The organism is Avibacterium endocarditidis (assembly GCF_002921145.1).
Lineage (GTDB): Bacteria > Pseudomonadota > Gammaproteobacteria > Enterobacterales > Pasteurellaceae > Avibacterium > Avibacterium endocarditidis.
Genome location: NZ_PQVI01000129.1, coordinates 1 through 13,661, shown reverse-complemented (window position 1 = coordinate 13,661; position 13,661 = coordinate 1). Strand labels below are relative to the sequence as shown.

The following is a 13,661-nucleotide window of genomic DNA, read 5'->3' as shown; positions in this document are numbered from 1 at the left end:
CGCTACACAAAATTACAATTTTTTTCGCCTAAAAATCTAACTTCCATTCGGGCAAGACTGAAGGGAACCCACAAAAGATCATCTAGATTAAATGGGTATATAAGAAATTTTTCATAATTTGTATTATACCTATTCTTCTTGCAAGGCTTTAAGCAATTCTTTTGGTGGTAAATAACCACCGATAAGCTCACCTTTCGGCGTAACAATGCTTGGCGTGCCGCGCACACCAAATTGCACACCAAGTTCATAGTGTTTCTTCACGATATCAGCATTTTTCAAAGTTTTCGGCAAGTTGCCTTTTTCCGCTTCATTTAAAGCTTGTGCAGGATCTTTCGCTTGCCAAATGGCTTCCATTTGTTTTGCTGTATTGTTATTTAAGCCACCGCGCGGAAATGCAAGGTAACGAACGGTGATGCCTAAATCATTATACTGACTAAGTTGTTGATGTAATAAGTGGCAATAATGGCAGGTAATATCCATAAATACGGTTACCACATATTTTTCATTTTTTGCCGGATAAACAATCATTTCATTTTTATAACTATTTAATTTATCTAGCAAAAATTTTCCTGTTAAATCCACCGCACCTTTATCAGTTAGCTCATATAGCTGACCTTGCAGCACATATTTGCCGTCTTCGGAAGCGTAAAAAATGCCTTCGTTGCTGATAACTGTTTTTAAGCCATTGATCGGCGATGACTTAATTTCCATTTGTGATACGCCAAGTTTTTTTAATTGCGCTTCAATTTGTGCATCGCTTGCCACGGCATAGACGGACAACGCGGCTAACGAAAGTGCGGTAATGATTTTCTTCATTTTTCTTTCCTGATGTCTATTCCTTGTGAAAGGCGGATTTTATCACAAGCCCAATCAACAAGCTAATAGGAAAAGGCTTTCAACATAATTGACCTACCAAATTGGGCTAAAATAGCATATAATTCGGCTCTTATATGCAAAATTAGATAGAACTGAATTTATGTTTGAAATTAATCCAATCAAAAATAAAATTGCCGATCTCACTGAACGCACGGCAACCCTTAGGGGGTATCTTTGACTTTGATAGCAAAGTCGAACGGTTAGAAGAAGTCAATGCTGAACTTGAACAGCCTGATGTATGGAATGGGCCAGAAAAAGCGCAAGCGCTCGGCAAAGAGCGTGCCAGCCTTGAAAGCGTGGTGAATACCATCAACAACCTGCAACAAGGGTTAGACGATGTGGACGGCTTGCTTGAACTCGCCATTGAAGCGGAAGACGAAGCCACCTTCAACGAAGCTGTCGCCGAATTAGACGAGCTAGAACAAAAACTCGCAGGGCTTGAATTTCGCCGAATGTTCAGCGGTGTACACGACAGTGCCGATTGCTATGTGGATCTGCAAGCAGGTTCAGGCGGTACGGAAGCTCAAGACTGGACAGAAATGCTATTGCGAATGTACTTACGTTGGGCGGAAAGCAAAGGCTTTAAAACAGAATTAATGGAAGTTTCAGACGGCGATGTGGCAGGCATAAAATCGGCCACTATTCGCATTTCTGGCGAATACGCATTTGGCTGGCTACGCACTGAAACAGGCATTCATCGCCTTGTGCGAAAAAGCCCGTTTGATTCCAACAACCGCCGCCACACCTCTTTCAGCGCCGCTTTTGTGTACCCTGAAATTGATGACGATATTGATATTGAAATCAATCCTGCGGATTTACGCATTGATGTGTATCGCGCCTCAGGTGCGGGCGGTCAGCACGTGAATAAAACCGAAAGTGCGGTGCGAATTACCCATATTCCAAGCGGTATTGTGGTGCAATGTCAAAACGATCGTTCACAGCATAAAAATAAAGATCAGGCGATGAAACAGCTCAAAGCCAAGCTCTACGAATTGGAGCTACAAAAGCAAAATGCGGAAAAACAAGCAATGGAAGACAACAAATCCGACATTGGTTGGGGCAGCCAAATTCGTTCTTATGTGTTAGATGATTCACGCATCAAAGATTTGCGTACGGGCATAGAAAACCGCAACACCCAAGCCGTACTAGACGGCGATTTGGACAGATTTATTGAGGCGAGTTTGAAGGCTGGGCTATAATAGAACAATAAAATAATCACTGAAATTTAAAGGTAAAACAAAATGACAGAACAAACCCAAGAATTAGATTTAAACGGTGAAATGCTGGTTCGCCGTGAAAAATTAGCGGCGTTGCGTCAAAAAGGCAATGCGTTTCCCAATACCTTCCGCCGTGATGCGCTTGCGCAGGATTTACATCAACAATATGATGAGGTTGATGGCGAAGCCTTGAAAGAACAAGGTGTGGAAGTGAAAGTGGCAGGACGTATTATGACACGCCGTATTATGGGTAAAGCAACTTTCGTTACCTTGCAAGATATGAGCGGCCGTATTCAGCTTTATATTGCACGCGACAACCTGCCTGAAGGCGTTTATGCCGATGACGTGGGCAACTGGGATTTGGGCGATATTGTGGGCGTGAAAGGGACGCTATTCAAAACCAAAACCAATGAGCTTACCGTGCGCGCTAGCGAAGTACAGCTTTTAACCAAGGCATTGCGTCCATTGCCAGATAAATTCCACGGTCTCGCGGATCAAGAAATGCGTTATCGTCAGCGTTATTTGGATCTTATTTCTAACGAAGAGTCTCGCCGCACTTTTATTATCCGTTCAAAAGTAATTGCAGGAATGCGTGAATATTTCATCAGCAAAGGCTTTATTGAAGTAGAAACACCAATGTTGCAAGTGATCCCAGGCGGTGCGGCAGCACGTCCATTTGTGACCCATCACAATGCTTTAGATATTGATATGTATCTGCGTATTGCGCCAGAACTTTATCTCAAACGCCTTGTTGTTGGTGGCTTTGAGCGTGTGTTTGAGCTAAACCGTAACTTCCGTAACGAAGGCGTATCGGTGCGTCATAACCCAGAGTTTACGATGATCGAGTACTATCAAGCCTATGCGGACTACCACGATTTAATGGATAACACCGAAGAGTTATTACGCAAGTTGGCCTTAGATATTTTAGGCACAACCATCGTCCCTTACGGTGATTATGAATTTGATTTTGGCAAACCGTTCGAGCGAATCACAATGCACGAGGCGATCTTAAAACACGGTTCGGATAAAGGTATCGTGAAAGAGGATCTGTACGACCTCGATCGTGCCAAAGCCTTGGCTTCCAAACTTAGCATTGAAGTACAAAAATCTTGGGGCTTAGGCTCGATCGTCAATGCCATTTTTGAAGAAGTGGCAGAACATCACTTAATTCAGCCAACGTTCTTAATGGCTCACCCTGCGGAAATTTCACCATTAGCACGCCGTAATGATGAAAACCCAGAAGTGACCGATCGTTTTGAACTATTTATCGGTGGCCGCGAAATTGGTAACGGCTTCTCAGAGCTTAACGATGCAGAAGATCAGGCTGAACGCTTTGATGCGCAGGTTGCAGCAAAAGAAGCAGGCGATGATGAAGCGATGTTCAAAGATGACGATTTTGTTACCGCACTTGAACACGGTTTACCACCAACCGCTGGCGAAGGCTTAGGCATCGACCGCTTAGCAATGCTTTTCGCTAACGCCCCATCAATCCGTGATGTGATTTTATTCCCAGCGATGAAGCATAAAGGATAATTTTTAATCAAATAGGGAAAGGTTAGCTATGATCTTTCCCTTTATTATGAAATGGCAACAAAATGAATAATTTAGCCCTAGAACAACTTCTTAACGAAAAACTTAACGCAGCGGCGATTTCTGACTATGCTCCCAATGGTTTGCAAGTGGAAGGCAGAGAGCAGGTGAAAAAAATCATTACTGGTGTAACCGCAAGCCAAGCCTTGATTGATTATGCCATTGCGCAAAATGCTGATGCCATTTTGGTACACCATGGTTATTTTTGGAAAAGTGAAAATCCCTGTATTCGTGGAATGAAAGGCAAGCGCATCAAGGCATTATTGCAAAATAATATTAATCTTTATGCCTATCATTTGCCCCTTGATGTTCACCCAGAACTGGGCAATAACGCACAGCTTGCAGCATTGCTTGGCATTGAAGATCTGCAACCGTTGGAACAAGGAAAATTCAGCATTCCCGTTTATGGCAAGTTGAAAACACCGATTAGCGGTGAAGCATTGGCGCAACGCATTGAACAGCAATTACAGCGTAAGCCCCTTTTTTGTGGCGAAAATGCACCGCACTTAATCCACAGCGTGGGAATTTGCACTGGTGGCGGACAAGGCTATATTGATCTTGCCGCACAGCATGGGCTTGATGCCTTTATTACGGGCGAAGTTTCCGAGCAAACCATTCATTCTGCGCGTGAACAAGGCATTAATTTCTTCGCTGCAGGCCACCATTGCACCGAGCGTTACGGCGTGAAAGCCTTAGGCGAATGGCTCGCGGAAAATCACGGTTTTGATGTGGAGTTTAAAGATATTTACAATCCCGCATAAAAAATGGGAAAGCAAAGTGCGGTGTAAATTTTGCGAATTTTCAGGTCAGCTTTGTATAAACACCACTTTTCCCTTATACTATGCACAATTTTTTCATCACAAATAGGAATAAAAAATGGGTTTCTTAACTGGTAAACGTATTTTAATTACAGGCTTAGCGAGCAATCGCTCTATCGCTTATGGGATTGCTGCGGCAATGAAACGTGAAGGTGCAGAGCTGGCTTTCACTTATTTAAACGATAAATTAAAACCACGCGTAGAAGAATTTGCCAAAGAATTTGGTTCAGACATCATTCTTCCCCTTGATGTAGCGAGCGATGAAAATATCACTCACTGTTTTGCGGAATTAAGCAAACATTGGGAAAAATTCGATGGCTTCGTTCACGCGATCGCATTCGCACCGGGCGATCAATTAGACGGCGACTATGTCAATGCCGCAACCCGCGAAGGCTTCCGCATTGCTCACGACATCAGTGCATACAGCTTCGTAGCAATGGCACAAGCGGCACGTCCAATGTTAAATCCAAATTCAGGGCTTGTTACTCTCACCTATTTAGGTGCGGAGCGTGCCATTCCAAACTACAATGTGATGTGTTTAGCCAAAGCCTCATTAGAAGCCAGCACCCGCGTAATGGCAGCAGATTTAGGTAAAGACGGTATTCGTGTAAATGCGATTTCAGCTGGCCCAATCCGTACACTTGCCGCATCTGGCATTAAAAACTTCAAGAAAATGTTAGCAACCTTTGAAAACACCGCCCCATTACGCCGTACTGTAACCATTGAAGATGTGGGTAATTCAGCAGCGTTCTTATGCTCTGATTTAGCCTCAGGGGTAACGGGTGAAGTGTTGCACGTTGATGCAGGTTTCAGCATTACCGCAATGAGCGAATTAGGTGCGGAATAATTTTAACTTTTACAAAAATAAGGCAGACCAATGCGTCTGCCTTTTGTCGTTTATTAAGAAAAAATAATTATGTTTCAAAATAACCCCTTACTTTCCCAATTAAAACAGCAAATTCGTGATAGCAAACCTGTGGTTGAAGGCGTGGTGCGCGGTTCAGACAAGGCATTCGGCTTTTTAGAAACAGAGAAAAAAAGCTATTTCATTCCCCCTGCTGCAATGAAAAAAGTGATGCACGGCGATAAAATCAAAGCGCGCATTGAAACCATTGGCGATAAAGAACAAGCCGAACCAGAAGAATTGCTCGAGCCAATGCTAACCCGTTTTATCGCCAAAGTGCGGTTCAATAAAGACAAAAAATTGCAAGTGTTGGTGGATCACCCACAGATCAATCAACCCATTGGCGCAAATAAAGCCAAAGCGGTAACGGAAGATCTGCAAGAAGGCGATTGGGTGGTGGCAGAATTAAAAACGCACCCACTGCGTGATGATCGCTTTTTGTTCGCTCAAATCACACAGTTCATTTGCCAAAAAGACGATGAATTTGCCCCTTGGTGGGTAACCCTCGCGCGCCATCAACAATCGCGCTACCCTGTTCAAGGGCAAGAAAGCTACACAATGCTCGATCAACAAACTCGTGAAGATTTGACCGCACTTCATTTCGTGACTATCGACAGCGAAAGCACGCAAGATATGGACGATGCGCTTTATATCGAAACCTTGGAAGAAAATGGCCAAGCCGTAGGCTGGACATTAGTGGTGGCAATTGCCGATCCAACCGCTTACATTGATGAAAATTCACTGATTGAACAAGAAGCCAAGCAGCGTTGTTTCACCAATTATCTACCAGGTTTCAACATTCCAATGTTACCGCGTGAGCTTTCTGATGAGCTTTGTTCCCTAATGGAAAATGAAATGCGCCCAGCGTTGGTTTGCACCATTGAAATTGATCAACAAGGCAATATTCGTAACAACCCCGTTTTCCAATCCGCCAATGTACAATCTAAGGCGAAGTTGGCGTACAACAAGGTTTCAGATTATTTAGAACAACAAGAAAATGCGTGGCAACCAGAAGATCCTGCTACAAAAAATCAAATTGATTTGCTACACCAATTTACCCTTGCGCGTATTCAATGGCGCAAAACCCACTCTTTATTATTTAAAGAAAAACCGGATTACAGCTTTAAATTAGCGGAAAACGGCAAAGTAGCGGAAATTGTGGCAGAATATCGCCGCATTGCGAACCAAATCGTGGAAGAATCAATGATTTTAGCCAATATTTGTGCAGCACAATATCTCAATGAAACGGCACAATGTGGCATTTTCAACACGCACAGCGGTTTTGATCAAAAAAATCTTGCGGCTGCACAGCAATTTCTTCTTTCACAATTAGCCAATGAAGAAAATGAAGCGGAACTTAAAGATCGCTATTCTAGCGAAAACTTGGCCACTCTCGAAGGTTACTGCCGTATGCGTCACGATATTGAACCCATTGAAGGGGATTATCTTGAACTGCGCCTGCGCCGCTATCTCACTTTTGCCGAATTTAAAGCGGATCTTGCCCCGCACTTTGGTTTAGGGTTGCAAGGCTACGCCACTTGGACATCACCAATCCGTAAATATTCGGATATGGTCAATCACCGTTTAATCAAAGCCAGCCTGACTACTCAGGAATATCACAGACCAGCAGACGATGTGCTGCAACGCTTACAAGAAGCACGCCGTCAAAACCGTTTAATTGAACGAGATATTGCCGACTGGCTATACTGCCGTTATTTAGCCGACAAAGTGGAAAGTAACGCTCAATTTGACGCAGAAATCCAAGATGTTATGCGTGGTGGCTTGCGTGTATTATTGTTAGAAAACGGTGCGTCAATGTTTATCCCTGCTTCCACCATTCACAATAACAAGGAAGAAATGCAGGTAAACCCAGACGAAATCGCCCTTTATATCAAAGGCGAGAAAGCCTATAAAATCGGTGATAAAATCCAAGTGCTACTCACAGAAGTGAAAGAGGAAACACGAAGTATTATCGGACAAGTTTTGGTTTAGGCTATTTTACTACAATGAGCCACCATAATTAATTATAGTGGCTCGTTCTTATAATTGGTTTAAATCAAAGCATTAACATTAGAATAGGAAGCGTGCTCCCAATGCAACACGGTGATTTGCTTTTCCATCTTTGTTAAGTACTTTACCACCTTGTTTAACTTTACCTTTACCACCTTCAAGATACACAACAAAGTTTTTATTAAAGCGATGATCTACACCAAGCATCCAGCCACGCATTTTCAATGAGTCGGCTGTTGGAGCAGCTTTTTTTACCTGTTGCGAAATAATATTCCCCATAAACTGCATTTTGCGGAGTTGCCATTACTTTTAAGCCAACTAAGAAACGGTTGTTTTTATGTAATGTTGCTTTATAACCCGCTACTTTTTGGAAGCCAATATTACCGCTTTCTACCCCCGTTTTAGACACTTTACCAAATGCCCAGTCAAAACCTAATGTGATGAGTTTGTCGTAAGTGATATCAAAGCCTACACCACCACGTTTAAGTTTAAATTCTTTTGCTTCTGTACCATCTTCTGATTGCGTTACTGATGAATAACCTGAGCCAAAACGTACAGCGACATCACCAAAAGTATTATCATAGAAGAAGCCTACACCGTAGCCTTGACCTTCGTCCCAGCCAGTTGTACCACTTGAGGTTTGATTTGCTTTATTCGCTTGCCCAAAATAATAATCTGCGGCAAAACGGAAACCTGCAAATTTATTTGACATAAATGTTGCTGCTTTTTTATGACCATCAAAGAAAATGTTACCGCCGCCATCATAAGTATAATTTGCTTTAGGAATATGATCGCCTAAGTTTAATTGACGGCCAAAGGTTAATGTACCCACATCTTTTTGGCTTACCCCAGCAAATAGACGATGAGTTCTGAGATTTCCACCAATAGCGCTGGCAGAACCGTTACCATGAGAGAAACGTAATTCTGCTCCACCAAACACTTTAAATCCTGCACCAACATCTTGATATGCTCTTACGCGTACACGAGAGCCAATGTCGCGCAAATCATTTCGTTGCTCTGAATCATTACGCAATTCAAAGTGCATACGTCCATCTAAATCAACTTTTGTGCCTTCTTTTTCATAGATTACGGTGGCATTTGCGGTGGCTGAAATCATTGCTGTTACAGCTAATGCGATAAGTGTCTTTTTCATAATGAACTTCCTTTGTTTAAGGCCTTATTATGCTCGACAGAATAAAGCTTGAATTTCCATCAACCTGATATTAGTTAACCAAAATAATTTCGGTTGGAAATAATATAGGTAGGTTATTTTTTTCTGTCAAAAATAGGAAACTTTTTCCAATTTAAAGAAACACTATTAAAAACAATATGTTATAAAAGATAGAGTTTCTCCCTAATGAAGTAAAAATGTGATCTAAAAATAGATTTCAACTTGAATGCTCCAGAAAGGAAAGATAGTTAAATTCTATAACCATATGAAAAATAATGTTTTTTTGATTACTTCAAATGAGAAATGAAAGAATAGCTCCATAAAATAAAATTATTTGAATATTTTCTTCAAATATGAGAGAAAGATCACAATTTGAAAGAAAAACCACCGCACTTCAGTTTTTATCTGAAACTAAAGTGCGGTGGTTTTTCACGCGTTTTTTGAGTGTCTATGCGTTTTCTATATTAAATGAAATAACCTCGCTGATATTTTCAGCGCCTAGTGCAATCATAATTAACCGATCCACGCCTAGGGCCACGCCTGCACAATTTGGCACGCCAACTTGAAGTGCGGCAAGGAATCGTTCGTCAAGCTGGCGAGTTGGTAAACCGAGCTTTTCACGTTGGCGATTATCTTGCTCGAAGCGGTGGCGTTGTTCATTTGCATCGGTGAGTTCATTAAAACCGTTCGCCAGCTCAATGCCTTTATAATAAAACTCAAAACGCTCCGCCACGCGATGATCTTCCGAGCTAATTTGTGCTAATGCCGCTTGGGTTGCAGGGAAATGATAAATAGCGACGGGGCGTTCTTGCCCGATTTTCGGTTCAACCACAGAGCTGAATAAAAATTGCAGCAAGGTATCTCTGTCTTCATTTTCCGCTTGTTCCAGATGATGATCTTTCGCTTTGGCAATTAACTCTTCGCGAGAAGCAGAAAGCGGATTAAGCCCGACATATTCTTGGAACGCAAATTGATAGCTCATACTTTCTGCGGGTTCGCAATCCAGAATTTGTTGTAGCAGATCATCAACTTCGTTAATCAGGCGATACATATCAAAATGTGGACGATACCATTCCAACATTGTGAACTCGGGATTATGTTTTCTGCCCGACTCTTCATTACGGAACACTTTGCAAAGCTGAAAAATCGCACCACTGCCAGCGGCAAGTAGGCGTTTCATTGGATATTCTGGGCTAGTAGAAAGCCATAGGGTTTTCGATTGATGCTTGAAAGGGGAAGTAAATTCTGTGCTAAAAGTGGCAAGATGCACATCTGTTACCCCAAATTCACTCAAAATTGGGGTTTCTACTTCTAATAAACCGCGATCAGTAAAAAAGCGGCGAATTTCTGCCATAATTTTGGCACGGGCTAATAAATTTTGAATACTGGCCGTTGGTCGCCATTGTTCATTTTCTGTCATAATTTGTCTGAGCCATTTTGTGAAAAAAGTGCGGTTATTTTACCTGAAATATTTCAACACAATGAAAGGTTTTTACGCAATCGCTTCATTCTAAAAGAGAAAAGTTCTCATTAAGGCTAAAATATTCACTAACTTTTTTGAGTTAGATCACACTTTGAAACTTTGCTCCCTTTTTTTGCTAAAAAAGTCTGATTTCTTTTATAAAAGCGTGGCAAAATAGATATACCCTAATAAATTTCAAACGATTTGAAATTTTTCTTAGACATTTCATCTACTTTATATTGGAGGAAATCGTGCAAACTGTTAATGTCGATATTGCAATTGTTGGCGCTGGTGGCGGTGGTTTACGAGCGGCAATTGCAGCAGCACAGGCAAATCCAAACCTTAAAATTGCCTTAGTTTCAAAAGTTTACCCTATGCGTAGCCATACTGTGGCTGCAGAAGGAGGCGCCGCTGCAGTAATCAAGGAAGAAGACTCTTATGATAAACATTTCCACGATACCGTAGCTGGGGGCGATTGGTTATGTGAGCAAGACGTGGTGGAATACTTTGTAGAACATTCCCCTGTTGAGATGACGCAATTAGAACGCTGGGGCTGCCCTTGGAGCCGTAAACAAGACGGTGATGTAAATGTGCGTCGTTTCGGTGGTATGAAAATCGAACGTACTTGGTTCGCCGCCGATAAAACAGGCTTCCATTTGTTACATACTCTTTTCCAAACTTCAATGCAATTCCCGCAAATTCAACGTTTTGATGAGCATTTCGTGTTAGATATTCTTGTTGATGATGGCCACGCTCGTGGTATGGTGGCAATGAATATGATGGAAGGCACATTGGTGCAAATCAATGCCAATGCGGTGATTATCGCAACCGGTGGTGGTTGTCGTGCATTCCGTTTCAATACAAACGGCGGTATTGTAACCGGTGATGGTTTATCAATGGCGTATCGCCACGGTGTGCCATTGCGTGATATGGAATTCGTACAATATCACCCAACTGGTTTACCAAATACCGGGATTTTGATGACTGAGGGTTGTCGTGGTGAAGGTGGTATTTTGGTCAATAAAGACGGTTACCGCTATTTACAAGATTATGGTCTAGGCCCTGAAACGCCAATCGGTAAACCTGAAAATAAATATATGGAATTAGGCCCGCGTGATAAAGTGTCGCAAGCGTTCTGGCAAGAATGGCGTAAAGGCAACACCTTAAAAACCGCAAAAGGCGTGGACGTGGTCCACCTTGATTTACGTCATTTAGGTGAAAAATATTTGCACGAACGTTTACCATTTATTTGTGAACTTGCTAACGCTTATGAGGGTGTTGATCCTGCCAAAGCACCAATTCCTGTGCGCCCTGTTGTGCATTACACAATGGGTGGTATTGAAGTGGACTTCAACAGCGAAACCCGTATTAAAGGTTTATTTGCTGTGGGTGAATGTGCTTCATCAGGCTTGCACGGTGCGAACCGTTTAGGCTCTAACTCACTTGCCGAATTAGTTGTGTTAGGCCGTGTTGCCGGTGAATATGCAGCAAAACGAGCTACTGAAGCCGCACCTGCCAACCAAACAGCGGTAGATGCACAAGCGCGCGATGTAATCCAACGTTTAGAAGATTTATATAACCAAGACGGTACTGAATCTTGGTCACAAATCCGTGATGAAATGGGCGATTCAATGGAAGAAGGTTGTGGTATTTATCGTACACAAGAAAGTATGCAACAAACCGTTGATAAAATTGCTGAACTAAAAGAACGTTATAAACGCATTCGCATTGCTGATCGCTCAAGCGTGTTCAACACCAATGTACTTTATACCGTGGAATTGGGTTACATTTTAGATGTAGCACAATCTATTGCGAATTCAGCCATTGAGCGTAAAGAATCTCGTGGTGCTCACCAACGCTTAGACTACACAGAACGTGATGATGTGAATTACTTAAAACACACTTTGGCTTTCTACAATGCTGACGGTATGCCTCGCATTGAATATAGCCCAGTGAAAATCACAAAATCTCAACCTGCAAAACGTGTTTATGGTGCGGAAGCTGAAGCACAAGAAGCGGCAGCGAAAGCTAAGGAGCAAACAAATGGCTAATCAAACAATGATGAATATTGAGGTTCTGCGTTATAACCCTGAAGTAGATAAAGAACCTTATTTAAGAACTTACCAAGTGCCTTATGATAGCCAAACCTCATTGTTAGATGCACTTGGTTATATTAAAGATAAACTTGAACCTGAATTGTCTTACCGCTGGTCTTGTCGTATGGCAATTTGTGGCTCTTGCGGAATGATGGTGAATAACAAGCCAAAACTCGCTTGCAAAACATTCTTGCGTGATTACAGCGGGCATATGCGTATTGAACCATTGGCTAACTTCCCAATTGAGCGCGATTTGGTGGTGGATCTCAGCCACTTTATTGAAAGTTTAGAAAGCATTAAACCTTACATTATCGGTAATGAAGCCCCACCGCTGGACGGCAAACCGCACCCATCGGCGGAATTAGCGAAAAGTCGCACCAAACAAACCCCAGCACAGCTAGAGAAATATCGTCAATTCTCAATGTGCATTAACTGTGGTTTATGCTATGCAGCTTGCCCACAATTCGGCTTAAATCCAGGATTTGTCGGCCCTGCTGCAATTACATTGGCGCATCGCTATAACCTTGATAATCGTGATCACGGTAAAGCTGAACGAATGAAAATTCTTAACGGCGATAACGGGGTGTGGAGCTGTACATTCGTGGGTTACTGTTCTGAAGTGTGTCCAAAACACGTTAATCCAGCCTCCGCAGTGAACCAAGGCAAAATCGAAAGTGCGAAAGACTACGTTTTTGCAATGTTAAAACCGCAAAACTAAAGGAGAAGTAAAATGACAACAGTAACCGCAAGCAAACGCAAAAAATATGTGCGTGAAGTGAAACCAACTTGGTGGAAAAAGTTAGATTTTTACAAATTCTATGTATTGCGTGAAAGCACAGCCGTTCCAACCCTATGGTTTTGTTTAGAGCTATTTTACGGCTTAATTTGCCTAGGCAATGGCACATTCGCCACAAACTTTGTTCATTTCTTGCAAAACCCAATCGTGGTGATTTTAAACATCATCACCCTTGGTGCAGTATTATTAAATAGCTACACGTTCTTTAATATGGCACCACAAATGGCTAATATTATTGTGAAAAATGAACGCCTAGATGCCAAATTGATCTCTCGTGTATTCTGGGGGATCACCGCTTTCGTTAGCATTATTACCTTAATTCTCGTATAGGAAATAAGAATATGAATAAACAAAATCCAAAACGTTCGAATGAGCCTGTTGTATGGTTATTATTTGGTGCGGGCGGTGCAATCAGTGCCGTATTCTTCCCTGTTCTTGTGCTGATTTTAGGCTTTTTACTTCCATTTGGATTGGTTTCGCCAGACAATATCATCGCATTTGCAGGCACTTGGATAGGAAAATTAGCACTCCTTGCATTACTAATCTTCCCTGCTTGGTGTGGCATTCACCGTGTTCACCTAGGTTTGCACGATTTTAAAGTACATATTCCAGCCGCAGGCGTGATTTTCTACGGACTCGCTACGCTATTTTCAATCTTAACCATTTTTGCCGTATGGCACATTTAAGATAAACGCGAAAATAAAAAACCTTTTTCGTAAGG

At 42.1% G+C, this 13,661-nt stretch carries 13 protein-coding genes; 9 read left to right on the top strand and 4 right to left on the bottom strand.

The genetic code is table 11. The features are described from left to right. Positions 1–129: 129 nt before the first annotated feature. Positions 130–816, bottom strand: a complete 687-nt coding sequence (dsbC, locus tag C3Z13_RS09655) for a bifunctional protein-disulfide isomerase/oxidoreductase DsbC (RefSeq protein ID WP_103855780.1) — start codon at positions 814–816, stop codon at positions 130–132. A gap of 160 nt (positions 817–976) precedes the next feature. Here dsbC and prfB point away from each other — a divergent pair. The 5 genes from prfB (at position 977) to rnb (ending at position 7,397) form a co-directional block, all read left to right on the top strand. Continuing rightward, positions 977–2,075 (top strand): peptide chain release factor 2 gene (prfB, locus tag C3Z13_RS09650; protein WP_103855779.1). Its coding sequence is split into 2 segments (ribosomal slippage): positions 977–1,051 and positions 1,053–2,075, totalling 1,098 coding nucleotides; the frame shifts between segments, so codons are not numbered across the junction. Positions 2,076–2,117: 42 nt separating this feature from the next. Further along, entirely contained in the window at positions 2,118–3,626 is a 1,509-nt protein-coding gene (lysS, locus tag C3Z13_RS09645; protein ID WP_103855778.1) for a lysine--tRNA ligase, read from the top strand. 62 nt (positions 3,627–3,688) lie between these two features. Continuing rightward, positions 3,689–4,444 carry a Nif3-like dinuclear metal center hexameric protein gene (locus tag C3Z13_RS09640; RefSeq protein WP_103855777.1) on the top strand — a complete coding sequence of 252 codons (756 nt, stop codon included), beginning with the start codon at positions 3,689–3,691 and terminating at the stop codon, positions 4,442–4,444. A gap of 115 nt (positions 4,445–4,559) precedes the next feature. After that, positions 4,560–5,348: an SDR family oxidoreductase gene (locus C3Z13_RS09635; RefSeq protein WP_035685113.1), complete on the top strand. Its 789-nt coding sequence runs from the start codon at positions 4,560–4,562 to the stop codon at positions 5,346–5,348. Between the two features lie 69 nt (positions 5,349–5,417). Further along, the gene (gene rnb / locus C3Z13_RS09630) at positions 5,418–7,397 is read left to right on the top strand and encodes an exoribonuclease II (protein ID WP_103855776.1); all 1,980 of its coding nucleotides are present in this window, start codon (positions 5,418–5,420) and stop codon (positions 7,395–7,397) included. 78 nt (positions 7,398–7,475) lie between these two features. Here the strand turns inward: rnb and C3Z13_RS12445 are convergent, their stop codons facing one another. The 3 genes from C3Z13_RS12445 to epmA form a co-directional block, all read right to left on the bottom strand. Continuing rightward, positions 7,476–7,622, bottom strand: coding sequence for a hypothetical protein (locus C3Z13_RS12445; protein WP_245872624.1), 147 nt, complete (start codon positions 7,620–7,622; stop codon positions 7,476–7,478). Further along, positions 7,597–8,568, bottom strand: a complete 972-nt coding sequence (locus C3Z13_RS09625; protein WP_245872623.1) for a porin — start codon at positions 8,566–8,568, stop codon at positions 7,597–7,599. Before C3Z13_RS09625 ends, C3Z13_RS12445 begins: the two co-directional genes overlap by 26 nt. A gap of 466 nt (positions 8,569–9,034) precedes the next feature. After that, positions 9,035–10,006: an elongation factor P--(R)-beta-lysine ligase gene (epmA, locus tag C3Z13_RS09620; RefSeq protein WP_103855775.1), complete on the bottom strand. Its 972-nt coding sequence runs from the start codon at positions 10,004–10,006 to the stop codon at positions 9,035–9,037. Between the two features lie 293 nt (positions 10,007–10,299). Between epmA and frdA the strand changes: the two genes are divergently transcribed. The 4 genes from frdA to frdD are packed head-to-tail and all read left to right on the top strand — an operon-like array spanning position 10,300 to position 13,626. After that, positions 10,300–12,099: a fumarate reductase (quinol) flavoprotein subunit gene (gene frdA, locus C3Z13_RS09615; RefSeq protein ID WP_103855774.1), complete on the top strand. Its 1,800-nt coding sequence runs from the start codon at positions 10,300–10,302 to the stop codon at positions 12,097–12,099. Next, positions 12,092–12,862: a succinate dehydrogenase/fumarate reductase iron-sulfur subunit gene (locus C3Z13_RS09610; RefSeq protein ID WP_103855773.1), complete on the top strand. Its 771-nt coding sequence runs from the start codon at positions 12,092–12,094 to the stop codon at positions 12,860–12,862. The genes frdA and C3Z13_RS09610 overlap by 8 nt, the downstream gene beginning before the upstream one ends. A gap of 12 nt (positions 12,863–12,874) precedes the next feature. After that, positions 12,875–13,270, top strand: a complete 396-nt coding sequence (gene frdC / locus C3Z13_RS09605) for a fumarate reductase subunit FrdC (RefSeq protein WP_103855772.1) — start codon at positions 12,875–12,877, stop codon at positions 13,268–13,270. An 11-nt stretch (positions 13,271–13,281) separates the two neighbouring features. Further along, complete coding sequence (gene frdD, locus C3Z13_RS09600) at positions 13,282–13,626, top strand: fumarate reductase subunit FrdD (protein WP_103853252.1); 345 nt, start codon at positions 13,282–13,284, stop codon at positions 13,624–13,626. The last annotated feature ends 35 nt before the right edge of the window (positions 13,627–13,661 follow it).

Excerpts from the sequence above, each read along its gene's own strand:
- dsbC (WP_103855780.1), bottom strand. The coding sequence starts at position 816 with ATGAAGAAAATCATTACCGCACTTTCGTTAGCCGCGTTGTCCGTCTAT.
- lysS (WP_103855778.1), top strand. The coding sequence starts at position 2,118 with ATGACAGAACAAACCCAAGAATTAGATTTAAACGGTGAAATGCTGGTT.
- C3Z13_RS09640 (WP_103855777.1), top strand. The coding sequence starts at position 3,689 with ATGAATAATTTAGCCCTAGAACAACTTCTTAACGAAAAACTTAACGCA.
- C3Z13_RS09635 (WP_035685113.1), top strand. The coding sequence starts at position 4,560 with ATGGGTTTCTTAACTGGTAAACGTATTTTAATTACAGGCTTAGCGAGC.
- rnb (WP_103855776.1), top strand. The coding sequence starts at position 5,418 with ATGTTTCAAAATAACCCCTTACTTTCCCAATTAAAACAGCAAATTCGT.
- C3Z13_RS12445 (WP_245872624.1), bottom strand. The coding sequence starts at position 7,622 with ATGCTTGGTGTAGATCATCGCTTTAATAAAAACTTTGTTGTGTATCTT.
- C3Z13_RS09625 (WP_245872623.1), bottom strand. The coding sequence starts at position 8,568 with ATGAAAAAGACACTTATCGCATTAGCTGTAACAGCAATGATTTCAGCC.
- epmA (WP_103855775.1), bottom strand. The coding sequence starts at position 10,006 with ATGACAGAAAATGAACAATGGCGACCAACGGCCAGTATTCAAAATTTA.
- C3Z13_RS09610 (WP_103855773.1), top strand. The coding sequence starts at position 12,092 with ATGGCTAATCAAACAATGATGAATATTGAGGTTCTGCGTTATAACCCT.
- frdC (WP_103855772.1), top strand. The coding sequence starts at position 12,875 with ATGACAACAGTAACCGCAAGCAAACGCAAAAAATATGTGCGTGAAGTG.
- frdD (WP_103853252.1), top strand. The coding sequence starts at position 13,282 with ATGAATAAACAAAATCCAAAACGTTCGAATGAGCCTGTTGTATGGTTA.